The 18,304-nt window shown below is 70.9% G+C and carries 16 protein-coding genes; 3 read left to right on the forward strand and 13 right to left on the reverse strand.

Annotated elements, in window-relative coordinates; genetic code table 11:
* Positions 1-169 precede the first annotated feature (169 nt).
* Positions 170-1,849: a bifunctional 3'-5' exonuclease/DNA polymerase gene (locus tag EXU48_RS06300; protein WP_133106797.1), complete on the forward strand. Its 1,680-nt coding sequence runs from the start codon at positions 170-172 to the stop codon at positions 1,847-1,849.
* 7 nt (positions 1,850-1,856) lie between these two features.
* Here EXU48_RS06300 and EXU48_RS06305 read toward each other — a convergent pair whose 3' ends face one another.
* A complete protein-coding gene (locus tag EXU48_RS06305; RefSeq protein ID WP_133106798.1) occupies positions 1,857-2,678 on the reverse strand; it encodes a DUF6318 family protein in 822 nt (273 codons plus the stop codon).
* Positions 2,679-2,872: 194 nt separating this feature from the next.
* A complete protein-coding gene (locus EXU48_RS06310; protein WP_133106799.1) occupies positions 2,873-3,220 on the reverse strand; it encodes a hypothetical protein in 348 nt (115 codons plus the stop codon).
* A 128-nt stretch (positions 3,221-3,348) separates the two neighbouring features.
* On the opposite strand from EXU48_RS06310, the gene EXU48_RS25300 reads away from it, so the two are divergent.
* Positions 3,349-6,111 carry an AfsR/SARP family transcriptional regulator gene (locus EXU48_RS25300; RefSeq protein WP_133106800.1) on the forward strand — a complete coding sequence of 921 codons (2,763 nt, stop codon included), beginning with the start codon at positions 3,349-3,351 and terminating at the stop codon, positions 6,109-6,111.
* A gap of 40 nt (positions 6,112-6,151) precedes the next feature.
* Here EXU48_RS25300 and EXU48_RS24440 read toward each other — a convergent pair whose 3' ends face one another.
* The 5 genes from EXU48_RS24440 to EXU48_RS06340 all read right to left on the reverse strand — a co-directional run bounded on the left by EXU48_RS24440 (position 6,152) and on the right by EXU48_RS06340 (position 10,523).
* A complete protein-coding gene (locus EXU48_RS24440) occupies positions 6,152-6,670 on the reverse strand; it encodes a PKD domain-containing protein (protein ID WP_165962702.1) in 519 nt (172 codons plus the stop codon).
* 278 nt (positions 6,671-6,948) lie between these two features.
* Positions 6,949-7,545 carry a DUF6318 family protein gene (locus EXU48_RS06325; RefSeq protein WP_133106802.1) on the reverse strand — a complete coding sequence of 199 codons (597 nt, stop codon included), beginning with the start codon at positions 7,543-7,545 and terminating at the stop codon, positions 6,949-6,951.
* Positions 7,546-7,675: 130 nt separating this feature from the next.
* Positions 7,676-8,779: a branched-chain amino acid aminotransferase gene (locus EXU48_RS06330; RefSeq protein ID WP_133106803.1), complete on the reverse strand. Its 1,104-nt coding sequence runs from the start codon at positions 8,777-8,779 to the stop codon at positions 7,676-7,678.
* A 111-nt stretch (positions 8,780-8,890) separates the two neighbouring features.
* Entirely contained in the window at positions 8,891-9,934 is a 1,044-nt protein-coding gene (locus EXU48_RS06335) for a 3-isopropylmalate dehydrogenase (protein ID WP_133106804.1), read from the reverse strand.
* Positions 9,935-10,061: 127 nt separating this feature from the next.
* Positions 10,062-10,523, reverse strand: a complete 462-nt coding sequence (locus EXU48_RS06340) for an ASCH domain-containing protein (protein WP_133106805.1) — start codon at positions 10,521-10,523, stop codon at positions 10,062-10,064.
* A gap of 127 nt (positions 10,524-10,650) precedes the next feature.
* Between EXU48_RS06340 and EXU48_RS06345 the strand changes: the two genes are divergently transcribed.
* A complete protein-coding gene (locus EXU48_RS06345) occupies positions 10,651-11,055 on the forward strand; it encodes a DUF4870 domain-containing protein (protein WP_235856873.1) in 405 nt (134 codons plus the stop codon).
* 19 nt (positions 11,056-11,074) lie between these two features.
* Here the strand turns inward: EXU48_RS06345 and EXU48_RS06350 are convergent, their stop codons facing one another.
* The 6 genes from EXU48_RS06350 to ilvD form a co-directional block, all read right to left on the reverse strand.
* Positions 11,075-11,668 carry a hypothetical protein gene (locus EXU48_RS06350; protein WP_133106807.1) on the reverse strand — a complete coding sequence of 198 codons (594 nt, stop codon included), beginning with the start codon at positions 11,666-11,668 and terminating at the stop codon, positions 11,075-11,077.
* Positions 11,669-11,939: 271 nt separating this feature from the next.
* Positions 11,940-12,968 (reverse strand): ketol-acid reductoisomerase, encoded by a 1,029-nt coding sequence (gene ilvC, locus EXU48_RS06355; RefSeq protein ID WP_133106808.1) that lies wholly within the window; start codon positions 12,966-12,968, stop codon positions 11,940-11,942.
* A 57-nt stretch (positions 12,969-13,025) separates the two neighbouring features.
* Positions 13,026-13,550 carry an acetolactate synthase small subunit gene (gene ilvN, locus EXU48_RS06360; RefSeq protein ID WP_133106809.1) on the reverse strand — a complete coding sequence of 175 codons (525 nt, stop codon included), beginning with the start codon at positions 13,548-13,550 and terminating at the stop codon, positions 13,026-13,028.
* Positions 13,551-13,560: 10 nt separating this feature from the next.
* Positions 13,561-15,402, reverse strand: coding sequence for an acetolactate synthase large subunit (locus tag EXU48_RS06365; RefSeq protein WP_133106810.1), 1,842 nt, complete (start codon positions 15,400-15,402; stop codon positions 13,561-13,563).
* 302 nt (positions 15,403-15,704) lie between these two features.
* On the reverse strand, positions 15,705-16,379 hold the full coding sequence (locus tag EXU48_RS06370; RefSeq protein WP_133106811.1) for a 4a-hydroxytetrahydrobiopterin dehydratase: 675 nt from the start codon (positions 16,377-16,379) through the stop codon (positions 15,705-15,707).
* 125 nt (positions 16,380-16,504) lie between these two features.
* Positions 16,505-18,238, reverse strand: a complete 1,734-nt coding sequence (gene ilvD / locus EXU48_RS06375; protein ID WP_133106812.1) for a dihydroxy-acid dehydratase — start codon at positions 18,236-18,238, stop codon at positions 16,505-16,507.
* Between the last annotated feature and the right edge of the window lie 66 nt (positions 18,239-18,304).

The following is an 18,304-nucleotide window of genomic DNA, read 5'->3' on the forward strand; positions in this document are numbered from 1 at the left end:
CGGGAGGTCTGCGCGTTCGCCGGGCCGGCGAACGCGCTAGTCGATAATCAGGACGCTGGTGGGCATCATCCGCTCATGATGTCACACCTGCGCCGATGGCGGCGCACCGGGTGTCGCTCGGGCGCCGGGGCGGGCCTCCGATGTCCGGCTGACGATCTAGCCTCGGGGTGTGGAGATCCTGGTCGCGTCCGAAGCGGGCACCCTGCACGCCCTGACCCTCGACGACGACCTGACCCCCACGAGCTCCCAGCGGCTGGACCGGGCCGAGTTCGCCGGGTTCGCCGCCTCGGTCGAGGCCGAGCGACCACGCTGGGTCTGGGCGGACACCGCGGCCCTCTATCCCGAACTGCTCCGGGCGGGCGTGCGCGTTCAACGCTGCCTGGATCTGCGCCTGTGTCACGTGATCCTGCGGCACGCGGCACCGGAGTCGTTCGACGCCGCCGACGCCTGGGACGTTCCGCTGTTGCCGGAGGTCGACGCCGTGCCGTCGCTGCTGGACGACCTCGAGGACATGGCCCGGCTCGGGGACGTAGGTCCCGACGACCTGCTCGCCGAGCGGGTCCGCCAGCGCGACGTGCTCGCGACCGTGGCCGACCCGGGCCGGTTGCGGTTCCTCCTCGCGGCGGAGTCCGCCGGCGCGCTGATCGCCGCGGAGATCGCCCACGACGGACTCCCGTGGGACCTGGGGGCCCACGATGCGATCCTCACCGACGTGCTCGGGCCACGGCCCCGACCGGGATCGCGGCCGCGACGGCTCGAGGAACTGGCGCGCCAGATCCAGGAGCAGTTGTCCGCGCCGCGGCTGAACCCGGACTCGCCGGTCGACCTGCTGCGCACGCTGCGCCGGAGCGGCCTCGACGTGAAGAGCACCAGCAAGTGGGAGCTTCGGGAACTCCAGCATCCCGTGGTGGAGCCGCTGCTGGAGTACAAGCGACTGGCCCGGCTGCTGAGCGCGAACGGCTGGACCTGGATGGACACATGGGTGCGGCCCGGCACCGACGGCCGCCGCGGCCGGTTCTTCCCGGACTACGTCCCAGGTGGCGTGGTCACCGGGCGGTGGGCCACCAGCGGCGGTGGCGCCCTCCAACTCCCCAAGCAGATCCGGGCGGCGGTGCGGGCCGACCCGGGGTGGCGCCTCGTCGTGGCCGACGTCGCGCAGATCGAGCCCCGGGTGCTGGCGGCGATGTCCCGCGACGATGCCCTGGCCGCGGCCAGCCGTGGCGCCGACCTCTACCAGGGACTGGTGGACACCGGCATCGTGGACACCCGCGCCCACGCGAAGGTGGCGATGCTCGGTGCGCTGTACGGGGCGACCACCGGGGAGGCCGGGCACCTGATGCCGCGGCTGCTGCGCGCCTATCCCCGCGCGACGGGACTGGTCGAGGACGCCGCCCGGACCGGCGAACGCGGCGGCGTGGTCCACACCTGGCTCGGCCGGACCTCACCACCACCGCCCGCGGCCTGGCGGGAGACGCAGGGACTGGCCACCCAGCCGGATGCCGGCGAGTCCGCCGAGCGCCGGGCCCGCCAGCAGGCCCGGGACTGGGGCAGGTTCACCCGCAACTTCGTGGTGCAGGGCACCGCGGCGGAGTGGGCACTGGTCTGGATGGCGCAGATCCGGTTGCGGCTGGCCGACCTGACGGACCTGACGGACACGGCCGACCGGCCGCACCTCGTCTACTTCCTGCACGACGAGGTGATCGTCCACACCCCCGCCCGGTTGGCCGAGGCGGTCGCCGAGGCGATCGGGGACGCTTCCGCGGAAGCGGGCCGGCTGCTCTTCGGTGGGTTCGGGGTGGAGTTCCCCTTGGACGTGGCGGTCGTGGAGCACTACGGCGAGGCCGAGTGAGCACCGGTCAGGGCAACGCCACCTCCTCGATCACCCAGGCGTCGTCGCCGAACCGCGTCGCCACGACGATGCCGGTGTGCAACCCGCTCGGTGCCGACGCGGACGTCCCGTCGGCGTAGGTGATCGTCCGGGCGCCCTCCACCACGTCGAGCGTGACCCGGTAGGCACCGGCCGGCCCGGGATCGTCGAGATCCGCCGGCGGCTCGGACAGGGGCACCGGGAAGGGTCCGGAGCCGAGGTCCATGCCGTCGACCCGCCAGCCGCCGCCGGACCATACGAGCGAGACCCGGACCTCGGGGTAGCGGCCGTTCGGCTGCGGCACCTGAGTGCCGTCCCCGGCGATCGTGGTGCTCGGTGCCTGCACGACGTCCAGTTCGACGATCCGACGTCCCTCTTCGCCGGCGCTCTCGTCGGTGAACGCGTGCAGGATCTCGACCTCACCGCCGGAGGTCCGGCCGCCCCGGGCATGGAGCGCGGCGGCCTCGTCGGCGATCCGTGTGCAGTCGGCGCAGTCCTCGGCCGCCATCGCCTCCCACTCGTCCAGATCACCGGAGGTGGACAGGTACGGGAGCAGGCCCACGACGTACGCGGCGGCCGCGGCAGCACCCTCGGGACCGGAGTCGTCCATGGCGGCCGTGCGGACCGGCGGTGCGACACCGGCAAGCGTGTTCTTCTCACGGTCGCCGGCGGTGGCGACGGTGCCCCCGGCGACATCGTTCGGCTGCTCCGCCGACGTACCGCCGTCGCATCCGTGGATCAGCACCAGCGCCGTGAGCACCGTCACGGCGGCGGCCGAACGGCGGATCCGAATCCTCGCGCCCGATGTCATGCTCGGACGGTAGCCAGGACCGCGCGGGCGCGTGCGAAGCCTGTGGATAACCCGGTGGTGTATCACCGCCGGGCGCCCGCCCTCCTCACGCTGCGGGGAGCGGAAAGGGATCGGCGATGAGGCCAGTGACAACGGGCCCCGATCCTCGATGCGGCCGGGGATCCGCTTGGGCCCCGGCCGCGCCGAGCATCGGATCACGCGGCGGACACCTCGTAGGAGAGCGTGTACGACGCGTTGTTGCGGGTGAACTCGCGCTTGAGCGTGCCCCGGCCCACGTCCGCCTTGCCCTGGATGGTGGCGGTGCCCAGGTCGTCGTTGTTGGAGCCGGCGTCGACCTCGACCAGCTGGACCTGGACGCTGTTCGTGAAGAACGCCGAGCGCCCGGTCAGGTGGATGTCCCCGCCCTTGGCGATCGTGCCGCCGGCGTTGCCGCCGAACAGCACCTTGCCGCCGACGATGACCTGCACCTCGTCCTTCCCGATGGTGTCCTGCTTCTTCTCACAGTGGACCTTGACGAGTTCGAGACGGTACTTCGTGGCCATGATGGCCCTCCTTCTGGGATCTCCGGCCCGGCCGATCCGGGCTGGTGTGCCACCACCGTGACCAGCCGCCGTTGGCGAAACGTTGCGCTGCCGTTGCCCGCCGGAGCCGGCCGTACCAGAGGCCGACCGTGACCGGCCGGATCCGCCTGCTCGGGCAGGTCGAGGTCGACGCGTCCGGACGGGCCGTGGACCTCGGCCCGGCCCGGCAGCGCGCGGTGCTCGCGATCCTGCTCCTGGACGCGCCCCGGCCGGTCGGGACGGACGATCTTGTCGAGCGGCTCTGGGGCATGGACCCACCTCCGGGCGCCCGCCAGAGCCTGCGCGCCTACGTGTGCCGGCTCCGCCAGATCCTCGGTGCTGCCCCGGTCGTGCAGATCGAGCGTCGCGGCGGTGGGTACGGCGCACAGGTCCGTGCCGATGAGTTCGACCTGGCGCTGTTCCGCCGACTGGTGCGGGAGGCGGCGGCCACCGAGGACGCGCTCGGCGCGCTCGCCACGTACCGGCGGGCGCTGGACCTGTGGCCCGCTGCCGCGCTCGGCGGGGTCGACTCGCTCTGGCTGGCTGCCCGGCGCGACGCCCTGCGCCTCGAGCGTCACGGCGTGGAACTGGACCACAACGACATCGCGCTGGCCGTCGGGGCGGGCTCCGAACTGGTGGCGCCCCTGACCGCGCTCGCCGCCGCCGACCCCTACGACGAGCGGGTGCTCGGCCAGCTCATGCTCGCCCTGCACGGCTGCGGCCGCAGCACCGAGGCCCTCGGCCGGTTCCATGCCGTGGGTCGCCTGCTGCGGGATGAGCTCGGCACCGAGCCCGGCCCGCCGCTGCGCTCGGTGCACGAACGGATCCTGCGCGGCGAGGCCGCCCCGACCACCCCGCGACCGGCCACCGGCACGCCCGACCGGAGGGACGCCGTCGTGCCCCATCAGCTGCCGCCGGCGACCGGGGGCTTCGTCGGGCGGGCCGCCGAGACGGCGGCGCTGGATGCGGCACTGCTCGTGCCAGACGGCGGATCGTCGCGTTTCGTGGTCCTGTCCGGTCCGGGTGGGGTGGGTAAGACCGCGCTCGCTGTGCACTGGGCGAGGGCGCATGCGGGCACCTTCGAGGACGGCGAGCTGTTCGTGGATCTGCGTGGCTTCGATCCGGAGCGGGAGCCGCTCTCGACCGAGTCGGCGCTGCGCGGTCTGGTGCTCGCGCTCGGCGCCGACCCCGCCGCTGTGCCGTCCGACCTCGGGGCCATCACCGGGCTGTTCCGCAGCCTGGCCGGGTCGCGTCGGTTGCTGGTGATCGCCGACGACGCCCGCTGCTCCGAACAGGTCCGAGCGCTCCTGCCGCCCGGGCCGGGCAGCGTGCTGATCGCGACGAGCCGGTCCCGGCTCGCCGGTCTGGTCGGCGCCGACGGGGCGCGGCCGGTCCCGGTCACAGTGATGGGTTCCGCGGAGTCCCGGGCGCTGCTGAGCAAGCGCCTCGGCGCCGGTCGGGTCGCGGCAGATCCGGTGTCGGTCGATGCCCTCGTGCGCCACTGCGCCGGGTTGCCGCTTGCGCTCGCGATCGTCGCGGCCCAGGCGACGATGCAGCCCGACCTGCCGCTGCGCGATCTTGCCGCCGAGCTGGGCGAGGACGACGAGCGACTCGACGGGCTCTGCACCGGCGAGTCAGGGGCCGACCTCCGGGCCGCCCTCGAGGCGTCGGTGGGCGCCCTGGCTCCGGCCGCGGCCCGGGCGTTCGCACTCCTCGGGCTCGCCACCGGTCGGAGCATCACGTCCGCCGAGATCGAGGCGCTCACCGGATCGGGCAGAGTCGCCGCGCGGGCGCTGACCCGCGACCTGCTCGCCCACCATCTCCTCGAGCGCGACGTGCCCGGCCGGTTCCGGATGCACGACCTGGTCCGGCTGCACGCCGTCGGGCTCGGTCGGTCCCACCCCGAAGCGGGCACCGCCCGACGTGCCCTCCTCGAGCACTACCGCGCCGCCGGGCCGACCGGGGCCGCCGACGCCGGCGCCGTGCTTGCGGCGGTCGACCTCGCGGTCGCGGCCGGGGCCGACGAGCTCGTCTGCGCCCTCACCGGCAACCTCGATCGGCACCTGCGAAAGAACGGCTGCTGGCGTGAACTGGTGCGGGTGCACGGCCACGCCCGGGACGCTGCCACGCACCTCGGGGACGACGCCGCCCTGACCAGGGCCCAGATCGGGCTCGGCATCGGATTGATCGGGCAACGGAACTTCACCGACGCCGCTCCCGTCCTCGGCGCGGCCCTCGACCTGGCCGCCCGGGTCGGCGACGTCGACCTCCTCGCCGCCGCTCACCGGGCCAACGCCCGCTGGGCGGCGCAACAGGGCCGGCACGATGTGGCGCTGCACCACGACGAGCGGGTCCTCGACCTCGCCCTGCGGACCGGGGACCGGCTCGGTGAGGCGACCGCCCGCAACGCGATCGGCTGGCACCAGGCGCACCTGGGCCGCCCGGCTCAGGGGCTCTTCAGTTGCCGGGCGGCGTTGGCGATCCTCGAGGAGGATGACCTCGATCCGACCCAGCTGGCCGCCACCCTGGACAGCATCGGCTACGCACTCGACCTGCTCGGGCGCCACCCGGAGGCCCAGGAGCACTACCGGCGCTCGGCCGCGGTAGCCGAACAGCAGCAGAACGTGGTGCTGCGCGCCGAGAGCCTGCGTCGCCTGGCCACCAGCTACGCCCGCATCGGCTCCTCCGACCTGGCGGAGCGGGCCGAGCGGGACGCAGCGGCGGTGCTGCGGCGAGCCGGGCTCGTGGACGACGATCCGGGCATCGCGCATGTCGACCACGTCGACGCGGCGACGAGTCGGGCCACCGGCGGCCGGATGAGCCGCCCGCGTGGCCACCCACCGGTACCGGTCCAGGTCAGGTCCGGCTGGTAGCCGGGGCAGGCGCTTCCGCGGAAGCGCCCCCGGCACCCGGTCAGGGCACCAGGTTCGTGTCGGCGGTCTCGACCCGGAGCGGGTCCGACACGGTGACGGTGGTGGCGACGCCGTTCACTGGCAACCACGGACCGATGCCGTTGATCCGGAACTCCCCCACCCAGCTCGTGGTGAGCGTGATCTCCACGGTCTCGGCCGTCGAGTACACGTGCGTCAGCGTGTGGTCCGGGTAGCCGGCACCGGCATCGGTGGTGACCAGCGGCTGCGACCCGTCACCGAAGTCCCAGGTGAACTCCACCGGTGTCGCCCGCACCTCAACCGGCAGGTCCAGCACCGTCGTCGAGAACTCCTGGGCAGCACCGTCGGTGAAGACGATCGTGTCCACGTTGACGAGCGTCCACTCCCCCTGCGGCTGCAGGTTGATCTCCGACCCGACCAACAGCAACCGCTGGAAGTCGGTGACCGTGACTGTGACCGCCTCCGCAGGGGGCTCCACGGCCTCCTCATCCTGACCGTCATTCTTGATCTTCATCCCGACCCCGCCACCCTCGAGCAGCATCGGACAACCCAACGGGATTTCAGAGAACCCCGCGCCAGGACCCGGACAATCCGGATACAACGCGAAGATCTCCTCGATCGTCAGGGCGCGACCAGCTGGACCACCTTCGTAGTCGGCGCCACTGCCTGAAGTAGTCTCCTCGGAGCCCCAAACGGCAACCTGCGATCCATCGGACTCAGCGTCGAAATCGCCGAAGTCTGCGTGTGCGTGAGGGCCGCTACACACGACGAGTGCCACACCGACGCAACCGGCGGCGAGGGCGAAAGAAGACGCCTCTTTCACCTCGTCACCAAGTCGATCGCCATGACGAACCATCTGGCCTCTCTCCACTGCAGAATCTGCACGACATCGGCGGTGCTGGCGTCAACCGACCGACTTGTTCCGTCGGCGTATCGATAGGTCAATTCACTCTCGGTGACTACCTGTTCGACACGATACGTTTCTTCGGAGCCTTCGACTGGTAGAACCTGCGAGTCTTCGAAGGTCAGTTCACCGCCATCAACAAATCCCATTTCGGAATGGAGGTCATCGATATCGTCGGCAACCCACGCGCAACCCTCGCACTCTGCGTCCGCAATTTCCTCCCACGTTGAGACATCGCCAGTAGCGTAACCGTACGAATATAGACGCAAGAAGTACTCAGCGACTTCACTCGCATTGTCCGCTCCGCCCTCGTCCATCGCGGCGGGCCGCTCAGGCGAGGGGAACTCCGTCGGCTCCCCGGTACTCGGATCCTCCGTGGGTGACTCCGTCGCCGACGTCGACGGCTCGACGGGAGCCTCGCCGTCGCACGCGGCGACCGCCAAGACCAGAGCGAGCGCCGCCGTCGGGACGCCAAGAATGCGTCCCCTGCCGCTCGGCGACCCCCATGTCATGGACCGAACGTAGTAAGTCCACCCCGGATTAGGAAGGGCCTGTGGACAACCCGGTGCGCGCTTCCGGCGGAAGCGCGCACCGATCGGGCCGCGCCGACAACCGCTCGGCAGCGCCCGCGGACCCGGCGGTTCAGACGAGCCGGGTCATCCAGCCGTAGGTGTCCTCGTGTCGCCCGTACTGCAGATCGGTGAGCAGGCCGTACAGCTCGTTCGTGACCTTCCCGGCCGTGCCGTCGCCGACGGTGAGGTCGAACCCGGTCCCCTTCAGCGTCCCGATCGGGGTGATCACGGCGGCGGTGCCGCAGGCGAACACCTCGGCGATCTCGCCGGAGGCCACCCCCGCCTTGACCTCCTCGAGCGTGATCGCCCGCTCGTGCACCTCGTGCCCGGCGTCGGTGACCAGCTGCAGGATCGACTTGCGGGTGACGCCCTCGAGGATCGTGCCGGTCAGCGCCGGGGTGTGCACGGCGCCGTCGGCGGTGACGACGAACATGTTCATCCCACCGAGTTCCTCGAGGTAGGTGTTCGTGGCCGCGTCCAGGAAGCAGACCTGCTGGCAGCCCTGCTCGTACGCCTGCTGCTGCGGGAGCAGGCTCGCGGCGTAGTTCCCGCCGCACTTCGCCTCACCGGTGCCCCCCGCGCCGGAACGGTGGTACTCCTCGGCCACCCAGATCGAGACCGGGGTGAACCCTGACGTGAAGTACGGCCCTGACGGCGACGCGATCACCAGGTACTCGACCCGGCGCGCCGCGCGCACCCCGAGGAACGCCTCCGAGGCGAACATGTACGGCCGCAGGTACAGCGAGGAGCCGGGCGCGTCGGGCACCCACTCCATGTCCGTGCGGACCAGTTGCGTGATCGAGTCGAGGAAGTCCGCCTCGCTCAGCTCCGGCAGGGCCAGGCGCCGCGCGCTCTTCGCGAACCGGGCCGCGTTCGCCTCGGGCCGGAACGCCCAGACGGTCCCGTCGGCATGCCGGTACGCCTTGAGCCCCTCGAAGATCTCCTGCGCGTAGTGCAGGACCGCCGCCGCGGGGTCCAGGCTGAGCGGACCGTACGCCTCGATGCGGCGGTCGTGCCAGCCCTGCTCGAGGGTCCACGTCGCGTGGGCCATGTGATCGGAGAAGACGGTGCCGAACCCCAGCTCAGCCAGCGCGGCGGCGCGCTGTTCGCGGGTCCTGGGGTGCGACGTGGGTCGCACCTCGAACGTCGTCTCCTGTTGCGTGTCGTTGCTCATCGTGCCTCTCCACCATTGGGCCTGCGAGTATGACGGTAGCCCCCCTGGCCCGATTCCGGGGTCAGGAGGGTGAGCGAGGCGCGCGCCGCGCGGCGGCGAGAGGCGCCTCGCTCAGCCGGCTACTCGAGCGGCGAGGGCGTCGCCGATCTCCACGGTGGATCGCGCCGAACCGTCACGCGAGACGATGTCGGAGGTGACGGCGTTCGAGATCCGCTGGGCCTGCTCGGGCAGGCCGAGGTGCTCCAGCAGCAGGGCGACGGACAGCACGGTCGCCGTCGGGTCGGCCAGGGACTTGCCTGCGATATCCGGCGCGGAGCCGTGCACCGGCTCGAACATGGACGGGAACGCGCCGTCGGGGTTGACGTTGCCGGAGGCTGCGAGCCCGATCCCGCCGGTGATCGCGGCGGCGAGGTCGGTGATGATGTCGCCGAACAGGTTGTCGGTCACGATCACGTCGAACCGGGCCGGGTCGGTCACCATGTAGATGGTCGCGGCGTCCACGTGGGCGTAGTCGACGGTGATCTCCGGGAACTCCTCGGCGACCGCGTCCACGGTGCGACGCCACAGGTGCCCGGCGTTGACGAGCACGTTGTGCTTGTGCACGAGGGTGAGCTTCTTGCGCGGCCGGGCCTGGGCGCGCGCGAACGCGTCCCGCACCACCCGCTCGACGCCGAACGCGGTGTTCACGCTGACCTCGGTCGCGATCTCGTGCGGCGTGCCCACCCGCAGCGCCCCGCCGTTGCCGGTGTACGGCCCCTCGGTGCCCTCGCGCACCACGACGAAGTCCACGTCTCCGGGGTTCGCCAGCGGCGTCGGCACGCCCGGGTACAGGACCGAGGGACGAAGGTTCACGTAGTGGTCGAGTGCGAACCGCAGCTTCAGCAGCAGCCCACGCTCGAGCACGCCGCTGGGCACGGTCGGGTCCCCGACGGCACCGAGCAGGATCGCGTCGTGCGTGCTGATCGCGGCCAGGTCCTCGTCGGTGAGGGTCTCCCCGGTGTCGTGCCAGCGCTTCGCGCCGAGCTCGAACTCCGTGCGCTCCACGCTGACGTCGCTGCCGGCCAGGACCGCATCGAGGACCTTGATCCCCTCGGCGACCACCTCTGGTCCGATTCCGTCACCGGCAATGACTGCGAGTCTGATGGTGCGTGCCATGGTTCGGAGCGTACCCAGAGTCCCATCGTATGGACAGGTCGTCTCGTATTCTGAGCCAGGTTGTTCGGTCGATGCCCGACGGCGGGGGGTACGTCGCGTACGCGAGCGCCCGACGGCGGGGGTCGCCTCAGGCCGGCGCCGGGCGCCTCTTGGGCGACTTGGGGTAGATCGCCTCGAAGTGCTCGACGAGCACCGGAGTACCGGGCGCGAGGTCGTCGTCGCCGGACGGGCCACCGCCGGCGGGCGTCCGCACGCTGTCGCCGGCCGCCTGCCGATGCACCGCGGTGGTGCGGATCAGTACGCGAGGTTCGCCTCCGCCGTCGAGCACGATCGACAGGTCCCCGACGTCCGGGACGGGCTCCTCACCGAACTCGGCCACCGATGCCACGATCGACGTGCGGGTACCGGCGAGGACCTCCGCCACGAACTCGTCCGCGGCGGCGCGGTCGTCGGAGAAGGACCACGCGGGAGGCGGGATGGTGTCCTTCGGAGCCTGCCCGACGAACAGTTCGAGCCGGGTGACCTTGCCCCTGATCCGGGCGACCCGCCAGAACTGCTCGATCGCGTCGTCACGCCCCTCGGTGTCCATCCGGCCAGTCTGCCGCACCCGCGGACTCCCCCATCACATCGGGGGCGACGGCCACTCCCACCGGGGCGTATCGACACGGCTGTCCGGATAGGGAACGCTTGGAGCACCATCGATGAAGGAGTGCACCGTGAGCCAGTACCCAGCGACCGGACCCGGATACGGCGACCCGCGCAACAACGAGGGCAGCAACAAGACGCTCGCCATCCTGGCGCACCTGTCCCCCATCATCGCGATGGTGTTGAGCGCCGGGTTGGTCAGCTTTCTGGGACCACTGCTGGTGTGGCTGATCTGGAAGGACCGCGGGCCACTCGTCCGCAACGCCGCGGCGAGCTCGTTCAACTTCAACATCACGGTGTGGGTGGTGACGATCGTCGGCTGGATCTGCTTCCTCACGATTGTCCTGATCCCGGTCGCCATCGTGCTCTGGGCGGTCGTCTGGATCGGTCAGATCGTCCTCTCGATCATCGGAGCCATGCGGGCAAGCAACGGCGAGGTCTACCGGTACCCGTTCCAGGTTCCGATCCTCAAGTGAGCCGACGGGCGAACCCGGCTCAGAGCGTGCCGGCCGCCCGCAGCGGGAGCAGGATCAGGAACGCGACCCAGGCCCCGACGCTGAACCACAGATTGATGGTCAGCAGGCCGACGGTCTCGCCGATCGCCGGCGGCACGAACCACCGCGCCCGGTCGAAGGACTCGATGTGGGAGTTCACGTGATCGGGGATCGTGACCACGCGCCACAGTGCCCGCAGCCGACGCATCAGCCGTAGCCCACCCCGCTCGGCGAGGGCGGAGATCCTGGCCAGGATCTCCGCGGAGACCTCCATCACATCGAACAGCCCGACGAACTGGGCGGCGAGGGAGGCCTTGTCCTCGGCGGCGCGCCAGTACTGCCGGACGCGGTGCAGGAAGACGGCCGTGAACACCGCACCCGCCACCGCGAGCGCGAGCAGGATCGGGCGTGTCCAGCCCTGCGCACCGGCGGCGATCGCGGCGACCCCGATCAGCGGCACCACCGGCACCAGGCCGTAGAGCACCGCCGGGATCCGCAGGATCCGGACCGCCAGGGTCAATGGACCGGACACCTCCAGGGCCGCCTGGTGGGCGCCCACCCGCTCCGGGTCCCGCTCCGACACCGACTCAGTCATGCGCCAGATCGTAACCGGGCCCCTAGCGACCCGATCCCGCCCACGCCCGCCAGCCCGCGTCGCCCCAGCCCGCCCCAGGGACGCGTGAGACCGCACCTGAGCCCCTGAGATCGCACCGAACTACAGTGCGATCTCGAGGCGGCAGGTGCGGTCTCGACGGTGGGGCGGAGGGTCGCGCTCCGTCAGCGTCCGGCGCTTCCCTCGGAACTCATCACTCGGGAAGACACCTCCCGCCTCCTCCGCCGACCACTCGTACCTCGGGTCGACTCCGTCAGCGTCCGGCGCTTCCCTCGGTGTAGTCGGAGTCCGAGGGCTTCACCCAGGCGAACAGCTTGCGCAGCTCGCGGCCGGTGGCCTCGATCGGGTGCGCCTCGCCCTTGGCGCGGGCAGCCTTGAACTCCGGGGCGCCGGCGTCCTGGTCGTTGATGAACCGCTCCGCGAAGGCACCGTTCTGGATGTCGCCGAGGACAGCCTTCATGTTCTCCTTCACGTGCGGGTCGATGACGCGCGGCCCGGAGACGTAGTCGCCGTACTCGGCGGTGTCGGAGACGCTCCAGCGCTGCTTGGCGATACCACCCTCGTACATCAGGTCGACGATCAGCTTCAGCTCGTGCAGGACCTCGAAGTAGGCGACCTCCGGCTGGTAGCCGGCCTCGGTCAGCGTCTCGAAGCCGTACTGCACCAGCTGGGAGGCCCCACCGCAGAGGACCGCCTGCTCACCGAACAGGTCGGTCTCGGTCTCCTCCGTGAACGTGGTCTTGATGCCGGCGGCGCGCAGCCCCCCGATGCCCTTGGCGTAGGACAGGGCCAGCGGCCACGCGTTGCCGGACACGTCCTGTTCGACGGCGACGATCACCGGAACCCCGCGGCCATCGACGTACTCGCGGCGGACCAGGTGACCCGGGCCCTTCGGCGCGACCATGATGACGTCGACGGTGTCCTTCGGCTTGATGTACCCGAAGCGGATGTTGAAGCCGTGCCCGAAGACGAGCGTGGCGCCGTCGGCCAGGTTCGGGGCGATCTCGTCGGCGTACACGTGCCGCTGGACCTGGTCCGGTGCGAGCACGACGACGACGTCCGACTCCTTGACGGCGTCGGCGACGGACAGGACCTTCAGGCCCTCGTTCTCGGCCTTCTCCCGCGAGGACGAACCCTCGCGGAGTCCGACGCGCACGTCCACGCCGGAGTCGCGCAGGTTCAGCGCGTGGGCGTGACCCTGGCTGCCGTAGCCGATGACGGCGACCTTCTTCGCAGCGATCAGGGACAGGTCGGCGTCGTCGTCGTAGAACAGCTCGGCCACAGTGGGTCTCCTTCGTTGGTTCTTCTGATGGGTTCGGTTCGGGGTGATCGGGAGCGCTCAGGCCGAGCGCGCGATCCGTTCCAGGGCCCGGTCGGTCATCGAGCGACCGCCGCGACCGATGGCCACCGCGCCCGACTGGACGATCTCACGGATCCCGTGCGGCTCGAGCGCGGCGAGCAGCGCCTTGAGCTTCTCCTCGCCGCCGGTCGCCTCGATCGTGACAGCCTCGGGGCTGACGTCGACCACGTGGGCGCGGAACAGCTCGACCACCTGCAGCACGGCGGTGCGGGAGGCGTCGTCGGCCTTGACCTTGACCAGCAGCAGTTCCCGCTGGACGGAGGTGTTCGGGGCCAGTTCCACGATCTTGAGGACGTTCACCAGCTTGTTCAGCTGCTTGGTGACCTGCTCGAGCGGGTTGGACTCGACGTCGACCACCACGGTGATCCGGGAGATGTCCGGGTGTTCCGTGGGGCCGACGGCGAGGGAGTGGATGTTGAAGGCACGCCTGGCGAACAAGGCCGAGACGCGGGTGAGCACGCCGGGCTTGTTCTCGACCAGGACCGAGAGCGTGTGTCGGGTCATGAGCTGCGCCTCACTCGTCGCGATCGAACGCCGGGCCGATGCCCTGCGCGTACTGGATGTCGTCGTTGCTGACGCCGGAGGGCACCATCGGCCACACCATCGCGTCGCGGCTGACCACGAAGTCCACGACCACCGGGCGGTCGTCGATCTCCTGGGCCTTGCGGATCGTGGCGTCGACGTCCTTCGCGTTCTCGCACCGCAGACCGACGCAGCCGTAGGCCTCGGCAAGCTTGACGAAGTCGGGGATCCGGGCCGTCTCGTGCCCGGTGTTCAGGTCCGTGTTGGAGTAGCGCTGGTCGTAGAACAGCGTCTGCCACTGGCGGACCATCCCGAGCGAGGAGTTGTTGATGATCGCGACCTTGATCGGGATGTCGTCGAGGGCGCAGGTGGCAAGTTCCTGGTTGGTCATCTGGAAGCAGCCGTCACCGTCGATCGCCCACACCTCCTTCTCCGGTGCCCCGACCTTCGCGCCCATGGCCGCGGGCACCGCGTAGCCCATGGTGCCCAGGCCACCGGAGTTCAGCCAGGTGCGCGGGTGCTCGTAGCGGATGAACTGCGCGGCCCACATCTGGTGCTGGCCGACCCCGGCCGCGTAGATGGTCTCCGGACCGGCGAGCTCACCGAGCCGGGAGATCACGTACTGCGGGGCGAGCAGGCCGTCCGCGGTGGGTGACCAACCGAGCGGGTAGGTGGTGCGCAGGTCGTCGATCGTGTGCCACCACTCCTCCAGGTCCGGCTTGCCATGCTGCGCCTGCTCCTGGGCGAGCTCGACGGTCAGGTCGGCGAGGACCTCCTTGAGGTCCCCCACGATCGGAACGTCGGCGAACCGGTTCTTGGAGATCTCAGCCGGGTCGATGTCGGCGTGCACGATCGTGGCACCCGGGGCGAAGCTGTCCAGCCGGCCGGTGACCCGGTCGTCGAACCGGGCGCCCAGCGCGACCACCAGGTCCGCCCGCTGCAGCGCGGCCACGGCGGGCACGGAGCCGTGCATACCGGGCATGCCCACGTTCTGCGGGTGCGAGTCCGGCAGCGCCCCCCGGGCCATCAACGTCGTGACCGCGGCGGCGCCGGAGAGGTTCGTGAGCTCGATCAGTTCCGCCGAGGCGTTCGCGCGGATCACGCCGCCGCCCACGTACAGGACCGGACGGCGGGCGGTCGCGAGCAGCCGCGCCGCCTCCTTGATCTGCTTGATGTGCGGCTTGGTGATCGGGTGGTAGCCGGGGATGTCCAGCTCCGCCGGCGGCCAGGTGAATGTCGTGTTCGACTGCATGGCGCTCTTGGCGATGTCCACCAGCACCGGGCCGGGACGCCCGGTCCGGGCGATGTGGAACGCCTCCGCGATCCGGGCCGGGATCTCGCTGGGATCGGTGACCAGGTAGGAGTGCTTCGTGATCGGCATGGTGATGCCGACGATGTCCGCCTCCTGGAACGCGTCGGTCCCGATCATGGACGCGCCCACTTGGCCGGTGATGGCCACGATCGGCACCGAGTCCATGTGGGCGTCGGCGATCGGCGTGACCAGGTTCGTGGCACCGGGACCGGAGGTCGCCATGCAGACGCCGACCTTGCCGGTCGCGGCCGCGTAGCCGACGGCGGCGTGCCCGGCACCCTGCTCGTGGCGGACCAGGACGTGGCGGATGGAGGAGTCGAAGAGCGGGTCGTAGACGGGGAGGATGGCGCCGCCCGGGATCCCGAAGATGACGTCCGCGCCGACGGACTCCAGCGACCGGACCACGGACGCGGCTCCGGTCATCTCCTCACCGACGACCACGGGCGTGGCGTTCGGTGCGGTGGCCAGCGCCGGCTTGGGCGGCTGCGAACGAGGCGGCGTGGGATGCGGCACGTGTGCCATCGCTGCTCCTGTGCTCTCTCTTGCTCGGGTGGGGGCAAACAAAAACCCCTCGGGCCCAGGGGGCGGTCGAGGGGTGCGCGCTCAGTGCAGGATCGTCGATCAGACGGTCGCGTGAGCGCGCCCGGTAAGTACTACGACGATCGCCGAACTGAACATGGTCCAGATACTAGACCCGGCTCTCGCGATCCGTCACATCCATTCCGGGCGCGTCTCACATGTTGGGCCACGTGGCCATATCTTGGACTATTGGACGTCGCTCGGCGTCGACGCCGTCCCTCCCTCGCGGGCTCGGTCCGGGCACCTCAGTCCCGGGGCCGGCCGAACGCGGTGCACACGCACGCCTCGTTGCCCTCGGGGTCCGCGAGCACCCAGAAGGACGGCGCCTGATGCGCGCTGACCAGACGCCCGCCCGCGTCCAGGGTCGCCTGCACCCGGGCCTCGGCGGCATCGAGTGGCACCCACACGTCGATGTGGATCCGGTTGCGCTGGGGCCGTGGGGCGTCCATCTGCTGGAACCACACGGCGGGGTTGCCGTTGACCGGGTCGCCGAGTGCGTCCGGCTGTCCCTCCCAGTCGGGCGGCATGTCGTCGTCGTAACCGAGCACGGCGCGCCAGAACGGCAGCACGGCCGGGATGTCGAGCGCGTCGATCGCGATCTCCTGGACCGAGACCAGCGCCGGCTCCGGGGCCAGGCCGAGCTCGGCCGCGATCGCGCTGATCGCGCGGGCCAGGTCGACGTCCTTCTCGGTGATCCCGTCGGCCGAGTGGGTGGTGAGCACCAGCGAGGTCCGGAAGTAGCGCAGGTCCAGGTCCGGGTGGTGGTCCGCAGCATCCGCGGCCGCACCCACCCGGGTCGCGAACTCGATGCCCTCCGCGAGGGATCCGGTCCGATAGGTCGCGTGCAGAGAACGGATCAGCACCCGCCAGTCGTCCAGCCCGTCGAGCTCAGCAACATCCTCCGCCGTCAGCGTGTCCATGCCCCCAAGGCTGCCACCGCGAGCGGCCGTCGGCGAGGCCAACGCCGGCCGGCTCACCTGCTGGTCACGGCCGGCCGGGCCCCCAGGCCCACCCGGCCGTGACCACCAGGCGACGAGGCTCCCGGTCAGGCGAGCACGGCCCCCTGGGACGCGGACCCGACGAGCTTGGCGTACTTGGCCAGCACACCGCGCTTGAAGCCGTGCTCCAGGGGCACCCAGCCCTGGCTGCGCGCCTCGAGCTCGGCCGGGTCGACGAGGAGATCGAGCGTCTTGTTGGCCACGTCCAGGCGGATCGGGTCGCCGTCGCGCACGAACGCGATCGGGCCGCCGTCGACCGCCTCCGGCGCCACGTGCCCGACGCACAGCCCGGTGGTGCCGCCGGAGAACCGGCCGTCGGTGAGCAGCAGCACGGTCTTGCCGAGCCCGGCGCCCTTGATCGCCCCGGTGATCGCGAGCATCTCGCGCATCCCGGGGCCACCCTTGGGGCCCTCGTACCGGATCACCACCACGTCACCGTCGGTGATCGTGCCGTCCTCGAGCGCGTCGAGCGCGGCCCGCTCCCGCTCGAACACGCGGGCAGTGCCCTCGAACACGTCGTCGTCGAAGCCCGCGGACTTGACCACGGCGCCCTCGGGGGCGAGCGAGCCGCCGAGGATCGTGATGCCACCGGTGTGGTGGATCGGGTTGTCCAGCGCCCGCAGGATCTTGCCGTCCGGGTCCGGCGGGTCGATGTCCGCGAGGTTCTCCGCGACGGTCTTGCCGGTCACCGTGAGCGCGTCGCCGTGGATCAGCCCGGCGTCCAGGAGCGCCTTCATGATCACCGGCACACCGCCGATGCGGTCCACGTCGTACATCACGTAGCGCCCGAACGGCTTGAGGTCGCCCAGGTGCGGGACCTTCGCGGCGATCCGGTCGAAGTCCGCGAGCGTCAGGTCGACCTCGGCCTCGTTCGCGATCGCGAGCAGGTGCAGCACCGCGTTCGTGGACCCGCCGAACGCCATCACCACGGCGATCGCGTTCTCGAACGCCTTCTTCGTCATGATGTCGCGCGCGGTGATGCCCTTGCGGAGCATCTCCACGACCGCCTCCCCGGAGAGGTGGGCGAAGTTGTCGCGGCGCCGGTCAGCGGACGGCGGCGCGGCCGAGCCCGGCAGGGACATGCCCATCGCCTCGGCCACGGAGGCCATCGTGTTCGCGGTGTACATGCCGCCGCAGGCACCCTCGCCGGGACAGATCGCCCGCTCGATGCGGTCCAGGTCGCCCTCACTCATCAGGCCGCGGGCGCACGCGCCGACCGCCTCGAACGCGTCGATCAGGGTGACGTCCTTCTCGGTGCCGTCCTCGAGCTTCACCCAGCCCGGCATGATCGACCCCGCGTAGAGGAACACGCTGGCCAGGTCCAGCCGGGCGGCGGCCATGAGCATGCCCGGCAGCGACTTGTCGCACCCGGCCAGCAGCACCGACCCGTCCAGCCGCTCCGCCATCATCACGGCTTCGACCGAGTCCGCGATGATGTCGCGCGAGACCAGCGAGAAGTGCATGCCCTCGTGGCCCATCGAGATCCCGTCGGAGACGGAGATGGTGCCGAACTGCAGCGGGTACCCGCCACCGGAGTGCACGCCCTCCTTCGCGCCCTGGGCGAGCCGGTCCAGGGACAGGTTGCACGGCGTGATCTCGTTCCAGGAACTGGCGATGCCGATCTGGGGCTTGACCCAGTCGCCGTCACCCATGCCGACGGCGCGCAACATCCCGCGCGAGGCCGTGGCCTCGATGCCGTCGGTGACCTGGCGGCTGCGTGGCTTGATGTCCGGAGTGCTGGGGGCGCTACCCCCGGGTCCTTCGCTGGTGGGAGCAGTCATGCCTCGGATCATAGGACTCCGACGGCGGTGCCGGCGCCGGTGGTCACGTCGCGGACCGTGGTCTGC

This window comes from Occultella glacieicola, from assembly GCF_004353825.1.
GTDB lineage: Bacteria > Actinomycetota > Actinomycetes > Actinomycetales > Beutenbergiaceae > Occultella > Occultella glacieicola.